Here is a 16,319-nt window from a genome sequence, read left to right as displayed (position 1 = left end):
ACCGCTTCTTTTCTACCAGTATGCAACACATTTTGGCGGCATTAAGCTATCTTTTCAAGAATTTCTATTTCTTCAACATAATCGTTTAGGAAATATTTTAATTCATTTAATTCGTATTCATTTGGAAATAACTTGTCATTTACAATCTTAACTGGTGTATAATTAAAATTGTTTTTAGAACACCACTCATATTGTTTATTAATTTCCTGATTAATCATCATGCTGACAGATTCTACATGCCATTTTTTAAGCCATTTTTTCAGGTTCATTTTTTTAATATGCCAATCTGAAATAGCTTCAACTGTTTTTCCTGGTGTTGATCTGTTTATTGTCAAAAGCCTTTCTACAACTGCTTTATAAGGATTGTCGGTATTTTCAGGATTGATATTAAATAAAACTTTCAAAAATATTCTGTCCGGGAATTTTAAAACCAAATCAAATGCTTCCTGAAATGTGGTATTACAATGTCCGCAACTTGGACTGATAATTACAGCAAGTTTTACTGCGGCATTTCTGTTTCCGAAATTCAAACCTCTCAAGTCATCAAATCCACTTGTATTTGGAACTTTTTTAGACAAGAAGTTTAACAACGAATAATTTCTTTTGAATTTTTTCAGATCTTTAAGCGAGTTATCTACTTTTAAAATTCCCTTTATTATTGGTTTCGTTACAAGCCATATTGGAACAAGAAGAACCAAAGAAAATAAAAATGGAAACAGGCTTTCAAAAGTAAAAGTTAGTGTAAAAAAATCTGAAGCAAACCAAATAGCACTTTGCGTAAAAATTAAGAACGAAACAACTAAACACATTACACACCATTTTTGAATCTCAAATTTTTGAATCCAAATAGATGACACTATAACAGGAATAGCAAGCATGCTTAAAAAGCCAATGAAAATTGCCGAATCAAAAGGTTTTACTAAAACTGCGATCAAACTTGAACCGAAAAAAATCAAAGGCAAATCTGAAAAATTAAATAGTTTACTTTCTGTTCCTTCATTAGCATTAATTACAGAACTACAAGAGGAATTTGAGCTCAGATTACAAAATTTTGAAATCATTGCATTTTTAAACCCTAACTTTTCCTGTACAATAAATATGCTAACAATAAAACCTAATATTGAAGTTGTTAAAAAAACAAGACTAAACAAATTATAGGTATTATAAAAAAATGATAAGCCAACTAAAAGAAAAAGAGGTAAAGAATATTTTAACCAATTATATTCTATTTTCAAATTCTCTCTTGCAATTACATTATTTGGTTCAATAGCCACAATTACTCCATTCCAATCTAAAAGGAATTTTTCGTAAGCCATTTTAAAAGTCCCCTTTTTTGATGTTGTAACACGAACATCATTTTTGCCTTTTTCTACCAATATAAGTTCGTTCTGAAAGTATGCCAGAAAATTTGCTGGCAAATCTACTATCTGCTCTTTCGGAACTCTTATTGCTGCGTTTTCTATTGATAAAAGATCTAACGAATCTGTTATCGCAAATAAACTTGGATAATTTGGATGAGAAAGAAACAAATCCTTAAACTCATTTTTTATCTCTGAGTATCTATTTATTTGTAGAAATTTCTGGACAAGTTTTAACATCTTTTCGGATCGTTTAAAATCATAATTACAGTGCAAATATTGCTGTTTTTATCCAACAAATTATCTTAAATGCAGACATTTTATCAATTATACTACATACAATTTATAAATTATATCAGTCTGAATAAAACTCACAAATAACTGATTAACAATATATTATAATGTAAAATATTTTGTAAAAATGCTCAAAACCCAATTCTCGATCAAGCGTTTTCCTTTTTGCCTAGTTTTGACATATCATAATCCTAACACATATTAACATGGCAAATCAGAAGTTAAAATTTGAAGATTTCGAAGTAGAAAAATTATCTAAAAACCAACAAAAAACGGTTCGAGGAGGAGATGCAGACAGTGATATTGATCCTGGAAAAAAAGGAGGGGGAACTATCGGAACTGGAGGATGAGATTAACTAAAATAAATTGTATTTCAAATAACCAATGTAAGCTTTTTATAAAAAAAAATTATTCGCAATTGAGTTGGAGGTATTACTCCGATTCTCTTGCGAATACTTTTAAAAGGACTTTAGATCTACAATTAAAGTAATTATCTTTCTTTTAGTTCTATTTTATTTCTTTTATCTCTTATTAGAAAAAAGCCAATTCCACTTAAAATAATAATGTAGAAGATATTCAGTACTCTATTCAAAACAAGATCTTTTTTATATTTTTTATCAATAGAAAGCATTTCAGCAGTTAAATCATCTGCTCCCTGTTTGTAGTTTACTTTTAGTCTTTCCTCTCTTAATTTGCTTTCATATTCATCTAATCTATCCAGATAAATTTTAGAATGTTTATGGGCAAGCTCAGGCATCTTGAGTATATTGTAAATCTTAGCCTGATAACAATTCGATTTAAAATAAATATATTGGTTCATGTTTTTTAAAAGCGCAACCGAATCGCTTTTTTTATAAAAATACAAGGCTTTTTTATATTTTTTGGTCGTAAGATTAATATCTCCCAGATTATAATACGCCACTCCCAAATCGCCACTATCAATTTTTGCCAGTAGTGTGGCAACGTCATAATATGTTTTCTCAGCATTTTTATAATCCCCTTTCCAATTGAAAACATTTCCTAAACTTAATTTTGCACTGCCCAGATTATAGGGAAATAATTCAGAGTATTGAATTGTCTTTTTATAGTAATAGGCAGCAGTATCAAGTATTTCCATTTTGCCCTTATCTACAAAAAAACTTTCATAGGCACTACCTAAACCAAGATATAAAGAACTTTTTCGATTTAAAAGTTCATCCTTTGTATATAATCCTTCATTTTTACCAATAAAGTAAAGAAGTTCTTTTGAGTTTTTAATGGAGAGTTGATAGTTTCCAACCGACTCGTTGATTAATGCAATATTTGATTTGAACTTAATAATTTGTTTAACATCTTTGATTTGCGCAGAAACTTCAATTCCTTCCTGAAATTTCTTCAAAGCAGCACTATAATTACCTCTGTACCACTCCGTTAATCCTTTATAATTATAAACATCTGCTGTTACACGTTTTTTATCTTTAGAATCAGGCATCTTATCTAAATAGGCAATGGCCTTTTTATACTTTTCATCAGATTTTTTTACTTCGCTCTTCTTTTGCAACAAACAAGATATTGCTCCATTGGCAAAAGCCAGGTGTTCATAATTACTGGATTTTGCCATTTGTTCTGCATAAGCAAGAGAACGATCTGTAGAAGCATTAAAATACAGTCGGATTTTATCTTTCAATGTTTCATAATCATCCTCAATAACTGTGTTTTTCTGCTGGGAAAACGAAACAGCTAAGATGAAAAAGAATAGAAAACAGTAAATTGGTTTCATTAAATTTGTTTTTCAGACTTAATTTTCTATTTAAAAAGATTTTGGCTTAACAGCAATTGGCCTCGCGTTACTCACTATTTTTGCTTTAGAATTTTCAGTCAGGATAATCATCTCTTTTTGAACCTTATTTTTGGAACTTATGCTTTTGATCAAAAGAAACAGAAGTGCCAGAAATAGAAGTATATAAAAAAAATTGAGCCCTCTGGTCAAAAAAAGATCTTGTTTATATTTTTTTTCAATAGAAAGCATTTCGGCTGTCAGATTTTCTTCTCCCTGTTTATAATTTACATTTAATCTTTCTTCTCTTAATTTAGATTCAAACTCATCTAATCTGTCCAGATAAATCCTTGAATGTTTATGAGCTAGTTCTGGCATTCTGAGCATATTATAAATTCTGGCCTGATAGCAATTTGATTTCAGATAAGTGTAGGGTTCATTGTTTGTTAAAAGTGAAACCGAATCGCTTTTTCTAAAAAAAACCAAAGCCTTATTGTATTTTTTAGTTGTTAAATAAATATCGCCTAAATTATAATAAGCAATAATAAAATCACTTAAATCGCTGCTACCAGTCTGTTTTACCAATGCTATAACTTCATAATACGTTTTTTCTGCATTTTTGTAACCCCCTTTCCAGTTTAAAATATTCCCTAAACTTAGTTTCGCAATAGTTAAATTATCCGGAAATAATTTAGAATACAGAATCGTCTTTTTGTAAAAATAAGCAGCTGAATCAAGTGTTTTTACGTTTTTATTCTCTACAAAATAATTTTCATAAGCACCACCCAAACTAAGGTACACGCCACTTTGTACATTTAAAAGATCATTCTTCGTGTACAGTGCTTCATTTTTATCCAAAAAATCAATGATCTCTTTTGAAATTTTAATCGATAATTGAAGATTCCCTATAGATTTATTGATTAATGCAATATTTGACTTGAACTTAATAATCTGCTTGATATCTCCTATTTCAGAAGAAAGTTTAATGCCTTCCTGAAATTTTTCTAATGCGGCACTATGATTCCCCCTATACCACTCTGTTAATCCTTTATAGTTATAAACAGAAGACATCACACTCTTTTTAACTTTAGATTCTGGCATTTTATCTAAATAAGCAAGTGCCTTATTATATTTTTCGTTAGATTTTTCTGTTTCTCCTTTACTTTCAAGCAAGCAGGACATTGCACCATTGGCAAAGGCCAGATGTTCATAATTGCTTGATTTTGCCATTTGTTCGGCATACATAAGTGCGCGATCTGTCGATGCATTAAAGTACAGTCGGATTTTGCCTTTTAATGTTTCGTAATCATCTTCGATCACTGTATTTTTCTGCTGAGCAAATGCAGTACCTAAAATAAAAAAAGACAACAGACAGATAGTCAGCCTCGTAAAATTTGTTTTTAAAAATGTCGGAACTACAGGAAACATCACAAAACTAAATATTACTGGCAAACTGGGCGGGAGATACGCCTGTTCTTTTACGGAAAGATTTTGCAAAAGAAACTGCATTCTTGAAACCTACACTTTCTGCAATAGCCTGTGTAGAGTATTTTCTATACATATGATTGGTTATCATTTCGTTGATTACGTAATTAATTTTCAATTCATTAGAGTATTCACCAAAAGATTTACCAAATCGTTTATTTACTACATAAGATAAATAAGTCGTATTTGTTTTTATTTTTTTTGCAACATAAGGCAAGGTAAAATCAGCATTTAAATATTCTAATTTATTCTCTAGTGCCAATAATTTCTCCACTATTTTATTTTCTTTAGCCTCATCAATACTTAGATTTACATTTTCTTTTTTAAGCTGAATTTCCTCGTTTCCTAGCACTTCTTCTTTTTCCGGAATTTCAATTTCAGGATTGTTTTTCTTTTCAATATTTGCCTTAAATTCCTCAATTAAAGCATTCATTTTTTTATGTGCTTTATTTTTATCTCTTATGTTTTTAATCAATAAAAAGACAATACCTATAAATAATAATACATAGAAAACTTTAAGCCCCCTATTTAAAAATACCTCACTTTGATATTTCTTTTCAATCGTAACCATTTCAGCTGTCAAATCATCGACTCCCTGCTTATAATTTACTTCTAAAGCTTCTTCACTTAATTTTGCTTCGTAGTGCTCATAATTATCCAAATAAATTCTGGAATGCTTATAAGCCAGATCAGGCTGTTTAAGAATATTATAAATTTTTGCCTGATAAAAATTAGATTTTAAATAATCTATGGTATTCGAATTTGTTGTTGCAGCAAGTGAATCGCATTTTTTAAAGAAAACCAGTGCTTTGTCATATTTTTTGGTTGTATAATAAATATCGCCCAAATTGTAATTAGCTGTACACAAAACATCGATCATATTGTTTTGCTGTGCTAAAAATATAACATCGTAATAGGTTTTTTCGGCGTTTTTAAAATCGTGTTTCCAATTGTAGACGTTTCCTAAGCTTAGTTGTGCAGAGATTTTATTTGAGGCGAAATTTTGCGAATAATTTATTGCTTTCTTGTAGTAATATTCGGTCGAATCAAGCAGTTGTCTTTTATTTAGATTTTTCATGAAGTAGCTTTCATAAGCACTCCCTAAACCAAGATTATAATTACTTTTGTGGTTCAATAATTCCACTTTAGTAAAAACACCTTCATTTTCATCAATAAAATTATTAAGATATTTTAGATTTTTAATGGTTAGCTGGTAGTTTCCAACTGTTTCATTTAGTATTGCGATGTTACCTTTAATCTTAACAATCTGTTTTATATCATTAATTTCGGTACAAAACTTGAGACCTGTCTGATAATATTCAAGGGCTTTGCTAAGATTTCCTTTTGCAGACTCTGCAATACCTCCGTAATTATAGATGTAGGATTTCATTTGAGTTTTATCCGGAGAATCAGGCATTTTTTCCAAATAAAAAAAGGCTGCTTTATATCTTTTTTGAGATTCTTTTGAATTACCTTTTACCTGAAAAAAAACGGTCATCACGCCATTTGCAAAAGCCAAATGTTTATTATTATTGGATTTTTCCATTTGGTAAGCGTATACAAGGGCGCTATCGACATTTGCATTGAAATGAAGACGAATTTTATCTTGCAGTCGTAAGTAGTCCTGTTCACTAATTTGCTTTTTTTGTGCAAAACCAAAATTAAGAACAAAAAGTAGTAAAAAAGAGATGATTAGCCTCATTTATTTGTTTTTGGATTTCAAAAATAACGCTTAAATTTTCAATAAACTAAAATTTATTTGCTATACTGTTGTTAATTTTGTTACGAAATTAAAAAAATATAACAATTTAGACGTGTTTTGTTATATTTATAATGCGTAAATTTGTTTTTGTAAAACTATCAAAAATGAAACCAGATTTATTTCAAGCCCCAGATTATTACAACCTTGACGATCTTTTAACAGACGAACACAAATTAGTTCGTGAGTCTGCACGTGCATGGGTTAAAAGAGAAGTTTCGCCTATTATAGAAGAATACGCTCAAAAGGCAGAATTTCCTAAACAAATTATTAAAGGACTTGGAGAAATTGGTGGCTTCGGACCTTATATTCCAGTTGAATATGGTGGTGCAGGATTAGACCAAATTTCTTATGGTCTAATTATGCAGGAAATCGAAAGAGGTGATTCTGGCGTGCGATCTACTTCATCTGTACAATCTTCTTTGGTAATGTACCCCATTTGGAAATACGGAAACGAAGAACAGCGAATGAAATATTTGCCAAAACTAGCAACCGGAGAATTTATGGGTTGTTTTGGTTTAACTGAACCAGATCACGGTTCAGATCCCGGAAGTATGATAACCAATTTTAAGGATATGGGAGATCATTATCTTTTAAATGGTGCAAAAATGTGGATTTCAAACGCTCCTTTTGCAGATATTGCTGTAGTTTGGGCCAAAGATCAAGAAGGCAGAATTCACGGTTTAATTGTTGAACGCGGAATGGAAGGTTTTACAACTCCTGAAACACATAATAAATGGTCGCTTCGTGCATCATCAACCGGTGAATTAATTTTTGATAATGTAAAAGTTCCTAAAGAAAATCTTCTACCAAATAAATCTGGATTAGGTGCACCGCTTGGTTGTTTAGATTCAGCTCGTTACGGAATTGCCTGGGGAGCAATTGGAGCAGCAATGGACTGTTATGATACCGCTTTACGATATGCTAAAGAACGAATTCAGTTTGGAAAACCAATTGGAGGAACGCAATTGCAACAGAAAAAACTGGCTGAAATGATTACCGAAATCACAAAAGCACAATTATTAACCTGGCGTTTAGGTGTTTTGAGAAACGAAGGAAAGGCAACAACGGCTCAAATTTCGATGGCAAAACGCAATAATGTCGATATGGCCATTCATATTGCCCGTGAAGCCAGACAAATGTTGGGCGGAATGGGAATTACAGGTGAATATTCTATTATGCGACACATGATGAACCTTGAAAGTGTTATTACTTATGAAGGTACTCACGACATACATTTATTGATTACCGGAATGGATGTAACTGGAATTCCAGCATTTAAATAATAAACAATTATTAAAATATATACAAAAACAATAGTAAAAGCTTCTTCTAACCGGGAAGCTTTTTATCTTTGCACAAAAATTCCAAAAATGAATATTGAAACTATAAACAATAGCATTCAACCTCAAAAAGAACAACTTTTACAACATTCTTTATACAACAAAATCCAAAACATTGATGATTTGCATATTTTCTTAGAAAATCATGTTTATGCCGTTTGGGATTTTATGTCACTATTAAAAGCTTTACAAGCCAAACTTACCTGCACAACTACTCCTTGGTTTGCTACAAAAAATCCTGAAACAAGATATTTGATCAATGAAATTGTTCTTGCCGAAGAAACTGATTTAACAATTGACGGACGAAGACAAAGCCATTACGAAATGTACCTTGAAGCCATGGAAGATTGTGGCGCTGAAACCAGCGGAATCAATACTTTTTTAGCTGAAGTACATTCACTTCACAATATTTTTGTTGCCATCAAACAAAGCACATTACATCCAAATGTTAAAGCCTTTTTGGATTTTACTTTTAGAGTTATCGAAGAAGGAAAACCACATGAAATTGCTGCCGCTTTTACTTTTGGAAGAGAAGATTTAATTCCGAGTATGTTTACCGCAATTTTAAAAAACTTTCAAAAAAATCTGCCGGAGACTGATCTAAGCAAATTGCTTTATTACTTCGAAAGACATATAGAACTGGATGCAGATGAACACGGGCCAATGGCAATGCAGATGATCACAGATTTATGTGAAGATGATGCTCAAAAATGGAAAGAAGTCGAAGAAATTTCAATACTTGCCCTGGAAAAAAGAATTGGACTTTGGAATGCCATTGAAGAAGAAATCGTGATGAAAGCAGAAATGGTATAAAAACCAAATCAATATATTAAACGTAACTATTTGTTTAGAATGATTCAGAATCTAATTAATACAAATTATGAAACCACATTTCAAACAAATAGTTATTGTTATTCTTTCCATATTCTTACTGAGTTGCAGCTCTGAAGAAACACCTTCAGAAATGGCAACTACACCTCCGGCTGTTATTCCTCCTTCCACTCAGGTTCCTACTATACCAATTTCAGGTTCAGTAAATTATTTGGCTTTAGGCGATAGTTATACCATTGGTCAAAGCGTTTGCGAAACTTGTCGTTTTCCGGAACAACTCAAAGCAAGTTTAAAAGCAATTTATCCGCAAGCCGGCTTTTCTTTAAAAATAATCGCAACCACTGGCTGGACTACAACAAATTTAATTTCTGCCCTAAATAATCAAAATCTAAATCCTGGTTATGATTTAGTTACACTTTTAATTGGCGTCAACAATCAATACCAGGGAAGGGACTTTTCTATTTATGAAAAAGAATTTCCAGAATTGGTAAACAAAGCCATTATGCTGGCAAAGGGCGATAAAAAAAATGTAATTGTTCTTTCAATTCCAGACTATGCTTACACACCTTTCGGCACGACTCAAATGCAGGGTCAAGGCACAAAAATTTCGAATGAAATAAACCAATACAATACTTTTGCTGAAAATTATTGTACGATAAACGGAGTTAATTTTACTTCAATCACTGATATTACCCAAAAAGGCCTCGAAAATCCAAGCTTAGTAGCATCAGATGGCTTGCATCCTTCAGAAGCTGCTTATAAGTTGTTTGTTGAACGTATGCTCCCTCAGGTCAAAATGGCTTTGCAGGATTAGTTTTTTTAAGAGCAATAGTTCAATTTTCAAAAGACGAATCGTCCCGCTATCCACTATATCTTTTATGCCAGCCGCCGCGACACAAAAGAATGCCGTTTCTATCCTACCGTCTGGACACATACATATTATAAATTAATTTTAAACACAAATTTCACCAATTTGCACTAATTTTAATAGTTAGCTTAGTTTGTGAAATTAATTTCACGAACGAAAATTAGTGGCAATTAGTGGCAATTAGTGGAATTCGTGTTTGTTTTTATACTTGTGTCCGAACAGTAGGTTTCTATCGGGGCAAAATTAGAAATTATCGTTTTTTCAAGAATTCAGAAACCTTAAAAAATTTACTTTTGTAAATTCATTAATCTACAGAATGCTCTTAAAAATGGATTTTTTCAAAACTACAAATGAAGATATTGATGCCGTTTTCAATATTTATAACGAAGCTACATCTTATCAAAAAACGGTTAATAATAAAAGTTGGAGGGGTTTTGAAAGAACTCTAATCGAAAAAGAAATAGCAGAAAATCGTCATTTTATAATAAAAGAAGGCAATGAAGTTGCCTGTACCTTCGTGCTTACTTTTAACGATGTAGTGATCTGGAAAGATGCAAGTGCAGATCCTGCCGTATACTTGCATCGTATTGCAACAAATCCCAAATTCAGAGGACAATCCTATGTCAAAAAAATCATAGAATGGACAAAAATTTATGCCAAAGAAAATGGCAAACAATACATCAGACTTGACACGCATAGCGGAAACGAAAGAATAAACAAATACTATACAAGTTGTGGTTTCGATTACAAAGGAATCAGCACTATCGAATGGACGAACGAATTACCGGAACATTACAAAGAAGGTTCTTTTAGCTTGTTTGAGATTAAGCTATACTAATCTCTAAAAAACAAAAATCCCTTATGACGAAATCATAAGGGATTTTTTTTGCAGAGAGGATGGGATTCGAACCCACGATACAGTTACCCATATACTAGCTTTCCAGGCTAGCTCCTTCAACCACTCGGACACCTCTCTTTATTGGTCTGCAAAGAACACAAAAAAAACTGAGTTAGAAAAACAAAATCAAAAATTAGTTTACATACTTTTTCTGAATTCTTCCATAAATAATTTAACTGCCTTTTTTTGGTACGCTCCTTCTATCGTTAACATAAACGAATCTCTTTGTGTTGCAACTCCCGTAATGTTGATCGCTTTTATATTATCCCAGCCTTTTAGGGCTTTTTCCGTTACAATCGTCGCCCAATAATCACTGTCTCCCACTAATCGCAATAAAGCATGAACTGCATTTAATTCAATCGAAACAGTAGGCTTCATATTATTTTTTAGAAACAATTCATCAAGAAATTCTCTTGAATTAAACCCTTTTACAGGTAAAATAAGCGGAAGATCTTCTATTTTCTTAAATGAAATTTTATCTAAAACCGCTAACGGATGCATTTTTGAAACCGCCAAAACCAACTTTGAAGTAAACAACGGTACTTTCTGAAAAGGGAGTTCAATTTCATTAGAAGAGATAACTAAAACCAAGTCTAATTCGTTATTCAATAGTTTTTGTTCCAAAGGTTCTGTTGTGCCATATTCGACAACAATTTTTAAATGTGGATAAGTCCTGGCAAACAAATCGACGATCGGCAAGACCAAAAGTCCAAAAATATAAGTAACGCCAATCCGCAGTTCTCCACCAATCATTTCATTTAAATCATCAATAGCCTGTTTGCCGCTTTGGACATTTTCTATAATTTGTTTGGCATGAATTAAAAAAACAGATCCGGCCTCGGTAAGCTGTACTTTCTTTCCAATTCGCACAAACAAAGGCATTCCGAGTTCTTCTTCTAACTTTTTAATTTGTTGCGAAAGCCCGGATTGCGTTACAAAACACAATTCTGCCGCTTTAGTAAAATGCAGTACTTCAGCCGTTTTAATAAAATATTGTAATTGATAGATTTCCATATCGATAAGTTTTACTACTTATTATAAGTAAAATTATTAATTTTTCTAATGAAATCATAATCCCGAACTTTGTAAAAAAATAATACAAGTTATGTTTAAAGCGTTAAAATCAAAAAACTTCAAATTGTTCTTCTACGGACAATCGGTTTCTGTTATCGGAACCTGGCTTCAAAAAACAGCTGTTAGTTGGATGGTTTACAGCGTAACCGGTTCTGTTTTTTTATTAGGATTGGCTACTTTTCTAAGTATGATTCCGTCTTTATTTCTGGCGCCAATTGCCGGAAGTATCATTGGGCGTTACGACAGACATAAGAGTATGATTCTTTTGCAATCTTTGGCAATGTTTCAGGCCGGAGCTTTGGCTTTATTGATTTATCTAAAAATATACAACATCAACTTTATTCTGGCTTTGAGTCTTTTTCAGGGAATCATCAATTCATTTGATATGACTTGCAGACAAACCATGATGATTGACATTGTCAACGATAAAGAAGATTTACCCAATGCCGTTGCTTTAAACTCCACTTTAAACAACTTTGCCAGAATTGCAGGCCCAGCGTTAGCCGGAATTATTTTGCACCAATACGGCGAAGACATTTGTTTCATTGGAAACTTCTTAAGCTATATTCCGGTTTTGATTTCTTTGTTAATGATGAAAATTACGCCTCATATTAAAGCAGCTGACAAATTAAAAATGTGGGATGATTTTATTGAAGGTTTAGAATATGTCAAAAAAGAAACAGATATGGCAAAAATGCTATTGATGTTAATGGTTAGTAGTTTATTCGTAATCTCTTTTAATACTTTGATGCCTGTTTTTGCCAAAGATATTTTTAGTGGAAACGCCCAAACTTTCAGCTGGTTTGAAAGTGCCGCCGGAATTGGGTCTATTGTATCTGCCATCTATCTTGCGAATCTTAAAAAATCAGACAATATGAACAAGATAATGATCGCTGCGAGCTTATTATTAGGTTTCAGTGTAATTATACTTGCTTATTCAAATAGCTTAACTGTAGCGCTTATTTGCATGGCATTGAGCGGCGTTGGGATGATGGCGCAAACCTCATCGATAAACATTTATGTACAAACGCAAAGTACTGTAAAAATGAGATCCAGAAGTATCAGTTATTATCTAATGGCGTATCAGGGAATGATTCCTGTGGGTAGTTTGATCATTGGTTATGTTTCGCACATAATAGGAACCAGAAATACGGTTGCAATTCAGGGGATAATTTGTATTATTTCGGTAATTGTTTATGTTTATTATAAAAAACATAGCACTGAGGAAGAGCTGGAAACTTGTCAGGTTACCTATAGAAATTCCAAAAATTAAATTCCAAATTCCAATTTTTGGAAGGGAAATTCCAATAAATATTTATGACGTAAACATAAAATATGTCATTTCGACGCAGGAGACTCGAGCGATAGCGACTGGCGTAGCAAATCCCCGCAAGAAACTCTACAAAGATTGACTAATAGGAACGCAGCTTGTGGTGATTCCTCATTTTTCGGAATGACAAACTAGATCGTTTTTGCTTAATTAAATAACCTTATATCACTTATATGGTGGGAAAAAATCACAACGAAATCTCTCCGCGCAAAGCCGTTTCAAAAATCGTTTTGAAATTTTGCTGCTGAATATTGTGCCCCAACAAATACATCAATTTTGTAATGGCGGCTTCTGTAGTAATATCTTTTCCTGAAATAACGCCTAGTGATTTTAAGGCAGTACTGGTTTCATATTGTCCCATATTGACACTTCCTCCGGAACATTGTGTCACGTTTACAATGTGCAAACCAGACTGAATCGCTTTCTGAATTAAATTCAAAAACCAATCTTCAGTTGGTGCATTTCCTGAGCCATAGGTTTCAAGGACAATTCCTTTTAAATCTTTAATGGCAAGAATCGAAGACAAAACAACTTCGCTCATTCCGGGAAACATTTTTATAATGGCTACATGATTGTCTAAATTCTTATGCACAATCAATTGGGCATCTTCCTTAACCGGAAGAAATAAATGTCTGTTTAATTTAAGATGCACGCCAGATTCTACTAATTCTGGGTAATTAGGTGCTGTAAAAGCTCTGAAATGTTCAGCATTTACTTTTGAAGTTCGGTTACCACGGTATAATTTATATTCAAAATACAAACAAACTTCAGTAATAACCGGCTTTCCATTTTCCTGTAAGGAAGCGATCTGAATTGCCGTAATCAGGTTTTCTTTTGCATCTGTTCTCAAATCTCCAATTGGTAATTGCGATCCGGTAAAGACAACTGGTTTGGTTAAATTTTCCAGCATAAAACTCAATGCTGAAGCTGAATAGGACATCGTATCGGATCCATGAAGAACTACAAATCCATCAAAAGCATCATAATTTTGCTCAATAATGGTGGCAATTTTGCTCCACATTTCCGGATTCATGTTCGACGAATCGATTGGATGTTCAAAAGAAACGGTTTCAATTTCACAATCCAGTTGTTTGATTTCAGGAATCTTTTGCAATAGTTTTCCGAAGTTGAATGCCTTGAGTGCACCAGTTTCAAAATCTTTGCTCATACCGATGGTCCCTCCGGTATAAATTAAAAGTATTTTAGCTTTAGATGACATCCTGATATTTTAATTTATTGACTACAGGATTTGCATACATACAAAGAAATCCCTGTCTGGTAACAGGATTATCACTTCCGATACGCATTTCTAAACGACGCTCAAAAAGTGATTTTTCACTTTCTCTGTACAAATGAGAAAATTTATCAGTCTGGTTTAAAATATCGTAAGCAATATAGTTGGTTGGCCATAATCGGTAATTTTTCAAAACCGAATCATCAATTACTTGTGCCAACGCCTGAATTTGTTTGTTTGCATTGTCATTCTCTGCAACAATCTGATCAATTTCAGTGTCTAAAACATCGCCAACTGAAATGTGTATTCTTTTTTTGGTTCCCATGATACCACTTAAAATGGTCATGAAATCCTCATTTTTTTCTTTAATATAAACTTCGTTATTTGCTTCTGCCATTAATTGGGGCATTTTCAAAACATCTGTCGGGTCGTATTCATAAGAAATAGAAACCGGAACGATTTTTAATTTCTTAAAATAATCCATCAAATTGGCCTCGTCAGAACCCATACCGATCATTTTTAAAACGCCCGGATTGGTTTCGTCATTACCGTCTTTTGTACGACCTTCTCGTTGTGCAATCCAAACGGAGCGATTTTCACGCAGCAATAATTGCCCAATATACTCTGACAATAATTTAGAACTCTGCAGCATTTCTCTTGGTGTCAAACCTCTTAAAACCAAAAAGTTTCTATTTAGTTTTGCCAACGTACTCAGAAAAGCTTTCTTAACTAAATTATCTCCAATTGCAGATGCGGTCATCACTAAACCATGTTCGAATAAACAAACGTTTAGTAAAGTCGTGTCCAATAAAATATCTCTATGATTGGATACAAATAAATAAGAGGTGTTTTTTTCTAACTTTTCAAAACCAGAAGTAGTCAGTCCTTCAGAACTTTTCTCCAATACTTTTTGAATCGTATTATAAATAAAGTTGCATTGAAAATCACGAATCGAATGTGTTTTCTTCAATTGATCTTTCCAAACTTCATCTTCTAATTCGGGAAAAGTAAAATTCATCATGGCTTTCATCATCGGATGATTAGCAACACCATGAAGTGCTTCATTTATTTCTGAATCATAAAACGGTCGAATGGCATCAAATCTCTGCATTATAAATATTTATTTAGGTGGGCAAAAGAACAAAAAAAAAATTAAAGTATTGTTAGTTGATTATTAAATACCAAAAACGTCTTTAGAGTTTTGTGTGGTAATTTTTGCTATTTCTTCTTCAGAAATACTATAAATATAAGATAATTTTGCTAAAACATTGACTAAATAACTGCTTTCATTTCGTTTTCCACGGTACGGAATGGGCGCCAAATAAGGAGAATCGGTCTCCAAAACAATATTTTTCAAATCGATTTGATTTAGAAACTGATCGATTTTTCCGTTTTTAAAAGTTACAACTCCGCCAATTCCTAACTTCATATTGTAGGATATTGCTTGTAGAGCTTGTTCGTGAGTTCCGGTAAAACAATGAAAAATTCCAAACAGATCATCCGATTTTTCTTCTTCTAAAATTTCAAAAATTTCATCAAAAGCTTCACGGCAATGAATTACGATTGGTAATTTGTATTGTTTTGCCAATTGAATTTGTCTTCTAAAAGCGATTTGTTGTTCTTTTAAATGCGTTTTATCCCAATACAAATCGATCCCAATTTCGCCAACAGCATAGAATTTTCTTCTGGCCAATTCGGTTTCTACGTGTCTTAATTCTTCTTCATAATTATCTTTCACGTAAGTGGGATGCAAACCCATCATCAAAAAAACATAATCGGGATAGTTTTGTTCTAAATCGTACATCGACTGTGTTGCAGCCGCATCAATTGCGGGAATAAAAAAACGCGTTACTCCTGCATTTATAGCTCTCTGCATCATTTCGTCACGATCCTGATCAAACTCTTCAGAATATAAATGGGTATGTGTATCGGTAATTATAGGTGTTGAATTCAATGGTCTAATTTTTAAAAAGCCAAAATTACGACAATATTAAAAACTTTCCCAATCTTAGCGAAATCGCACGAGGATTAGGCAGATTCGCTTATGTGAATTTTATTTTTTGTCAATTCTGAGGAACCAGAAATCTCC

14 protein-coding genes and 1 tRNA gene are annotated in these 16,319 nt (G+C 32.7%); 6 read left to right on the top strand and 9 right to left on the bottom strand.

All coding sequences use genetic code 11. From position 1 onward, the window contains the following. Positions 1–41 precede the first annotated feature (41 nt). Positions 42–1,598 (bottom strand): vitamin K epoxide reductase family protein, encoded by a 1,557-nt coding sequence (locus tag B0A65_RS14540; RefSeq protein ID WP_074662679.1) that lies wholly within the window; start codon positions 1,596–1,598, stop codon positions 42–44. A gap of 260 nt (positions 1,599–1,858) precedes the next feature. Between B0A65_RS14540 and B0A65_RS14535 the strand changes: the two genes are divergently transcribed. Further along, positions 1,859–2,002, top strand: coding sequence for an rSAM-modified peptide (locus tag B0A65_RS14535; protein ID WP_089069641.1), 144 nt, complete (start codon positions 1,859–1,861; stop codon positions 2,000–2,002). A gap of 140 nt (positions 2,003–2,142) precedes the next feature. Here the strand turns inward: B0A65_RS14535 and B0A65_RS14530 are convergent, their stop codons facing one another. From B0A65_RS14530 to B0A65_RS14520, 3 genes are all read right to left on the bottom strand, one after another. Beyond that, complete coding sequence (locus B0A65_RS14530; protein ID WP_074662677.1) at positions 2,143–3,411, bottom strand: tetratricopeptide repeat protein; 1,269 nt, start codon at positions 3,409–3,411, stop codon at positions 2,143–2,145. A gap of 30 nt (positions 3,412–3,441) precedes the next feature. Beyond that, entirely contained in the window at positions 3,442–4,776 is a 1,335-nt protein-coding gene (locus B0A65_RS14525; protein WP_207556440.1) for a tetratricopeptide repeat protein, read from the bottom strand. Positions 4,777–4,843: 67 nt separating this feature from the next. After that, positions 4,844–6,595: an AraC family transcriptional regulator gene (locus B0A65_RS14520; protein ID WP_074662670.1), complete on the bottom strand. Its 1,752-nt coding sequence runs from the start codon at positions 6,593–6,595 to the stop codon at positions 4,844–4,846. 164 nt (positions 6,596–6,759) lie between these two features. On the opposite strand from B0A65_RS14520, the gene B0A65_RS14515 reads away from it, so the two are divergent. The 4 genes from B0A65_RS14515 to B0A65_RS14500 all read left to right on the top strand — a co-directional run bounded on the left by B0A65_RS14515 (position 6,760) and on the right by B0A65_RS14500 (position 10,532). Continuing rightward, positions 6,760–7,938 (top strand): acyl-CoA dehydrogenase family protein, encoded by a 1,179-nt coding sequence (locus B0A65_RS14515; RefSeq protein WP_074662835.1) that lies wholly within the window; start codon positions 6,760–6,762, stop codon positions 7,936–7,938. 87 nt (positions 7,939–8,025) lie between these two features. Further along, positions 8,026–8,808 (top strand): DUF3050 domain-containing protein, encoded by a 783-nt coding sequence (locus B0A65_RS14510; RefSeq protein ID WP_074662667.1) that lies wholly within the window; start codon positions 8,026–8,028, stop codon positions 8,806–8,808. 67 nt (positions 8,809–8,875) lie between these two features. Next, the gene (locus B0A65_RS14505) at positions 8,876–9,640 is read left to right on the top strand and encodes an SGNH/GDSL hydrolase family protein (RefSeq protein WP_074662662.1); all 765 of its coding nucleotides are present in this window, start codon (positions 8,876–8,878) and stop codon (positions 9,638–9,640) included. A gap of 382 nt (positions 9,641–10,022) precedes the next feature. Then, positions 10,023–10,532 carry a GNAT family N-acetyltransferase gene (locus B0A65_RS14500; RefSeq protein ID WP_074662659.1) on the top strand — a complete coding sequence of 170 codons (510 nt, stop codon included), beginning with the start codon at positions 10,023–10,025 and terminating at the stop codon, positions 10,530–10,532. Positions 10,533–10,583: 51 nt separating this feature from the next. Here B0A65_RS14500 and B0A65_RS14495 read toward each other — a convergent pair. Both B0A65_RS14495 and B0A65_RS14490 read right to left on the bottom strand, forming a co-directional pair. Continuing rightward, a tRNA-Ser gene (locus B0A65_RS14495) sits at positions 10,584–10,670 on the bottom strand. 60 nt (positions 10,671–10,730) lie between these two features. Then, positions 10,731–11,606 (bottom strand): LysR substrate-binding domain-containing protein, encoded by an 876-nt coding sequence (locus B0A65_RS14490; RefSeq protein WP_074662656.1) that lies wholly within the window; start codon positions 11,604–11,606, stop codon positions 10,731–10,733. A gap of 91 nt (positions 11,607–11,697) precedes the next feature. Between B0A65_RS14490 and B0A65_RS14485 the strand changes: the two genes are divergently transcribed. Further along, the gene (locus tag B0A65_RS14485) at positions 11,698–12,939 is read left to right on the top strand and encodes an MFS transporter (protein ID WP_074662653.1); all 1,242 of its coding nucleotides are present in this window, start codon (positions 11,698–11,700) and stop codon (positions 12,937–12,939) included. A gap of 244 nt (positions 12,940–13,183) precedes the next feature. Here the strand turns inward: B0A65_RS14485 and B0A65_RS14480 are convergent, their stop codons facing one another. The 3 genes from B0A65_RS14480 to B0A65_RS14470 all read right to left on the bottom strand — a co-directional run bounded on the left by B0A65_RS14480 (position 13,184) and on the right by B0A65_RS14470 (position 16,184). Further along, on the bottom strand, positions 13,184–14,215 hold the full coding sequence (locus tag B0A65_RS14480) for an asparaginase (RefSeq protein WP_074662650.1): 1,032 nt from the start codon (positions 14,213–14,215) through the stop codon (positions 13,184–13,186). Continuing rightward, positions 14,205–15,341 (bottom strand): 1-acyl-sn-glycerol-3-phosphate acyltransferase, encoded by a 1,137-nt coding sequence (locus B0A65_RS14475; protein ID WP_074662647.1) that lies wholly within the window; start codon positions 15,339–15,341, stop codon positions 14,205–14,207. Before B0A65_RS14475 ends, B0A65_RS14480 begins: the two co-directional genes overlap by 11 nt. Before the next feature lie 63 nt (positions 15,342–15,404). Beyond that, positions 15,405–16,184 carry a TatD family hydrolase gene (locus B0A65_RS14470; protein WP_074662644.1) on the bottom strand — a complete coding sequence of 260 codons (780 nt, stop codon included), beginning with the start codon at positions 16,182–16,184 and terminating at the stop codon, positions 15,405–15,407. Between the last annotated feature and the right edge of the window lie 135 nt (positions 16,185–16,319).

The sequence above is a fragment of the Flavobacterium frigidimaris genome (genome assembly GCF_002217275.1).
In the GTDB taxonomy this organism is placed as follows: Bacteria; Bacteroidota; Bacteroidia; order Flavobacteriales; family Flavobacteriaceae; genus Flavobacterium; species Flavobacterium aquidurense.
The sequence above is the reverse complement of the archived record's forward strand: the minus strand, read 5'-3'. Positions and strand labels throughout refer to the sequence as shown.

Excerpts from the sequence above, each read along its gene's own strand:
- B0A65_RS14540 (WP_074662679.1), bottom strand. The coding sequence starts at position 1,598 with ATGTTAAAACTTGTCCAGAAATTTCTACAAATAAATAGATACTCAGAG.
- B0A65_RS14480 (WP_074662650.1), bottom strand. The coding sequence starts at position 14,215 with ATGTCATCTAAAGCTAAAATACTTTTAATTTATACCGGAGGGACCATC.
- B0A65_RS14505 (WP_074662662.1), top strand. The coding sequence starts at position 8,876 with ATGAAACCACATTTCAAACAAATAGTTATTGTTATTCTTTCCATATTC.
- B0A65_RS14485 (WP_074662653.1), top strand. The coding sequence starts at position 11,698 with ATGTTTAAAGCGTTAAAATCAAAAAACTTCAAATTGTTCTTCTACGGA.
- B0A65_RS14510 (WP_074662667.1), top strand. The coding sequence starts at position 8,026 with ATGAATATTGAAACTATAAACAATAGCATTCAACCTCAAAAAGAACAA.
- B0A65_RS14535 (WP_089069641.1), top strand. The coding sequence starts at position 1,859 with ATGGCAAATCAGAAGTTAAAATTTGAAGATTTCGAAGTAGAAAAATTA.
- B0A65_RS14490 (WP_074662656.1), bottom strand. The coding sequence starts at position 11,606 with ATGGAAATCTATCAATTACAATATTTTATTAAAACGGCTGAAGTACTG.
- B0A65_RS14475 (WP_074662647.1), bottom strand. The coding sequence starts at position 15,341 with ATGCAGAGATTTGATGCCATTCGACCGTTTTATGATTCAGAAATAAAT.
- B0A65_RS14515 (WP_074662835.1), top strand. The coding sequence starts at position 6,760 with ATGAAACCAGATTTATTTCAAGCCCCAGATTATTACAACCTTGACGAT.
- B0A65_RS14500 (WP_074662659.1), top strand. The coding sequence starts at position 10,023 with ATGGATTTTTTCAAAACTACAAATGAAGATATTGATGCCGTTTTCAAT.
- B0A65_RS14520 (WP_074662670.1), bottom strand. The coding sequence starts at position 6,595 with ATGAGGCTAATCATCTCTTTTTTACTACTTTTTGTTCTTAATTTTGGT.
- B0A65_RS14530 (WP_074662677.1), bottom strand. The coding sequence starts at position 3,411 with ATGAAACCAATTTACTGTTTTCTATTCTTTTTCATCTTAGCTGTTTCG.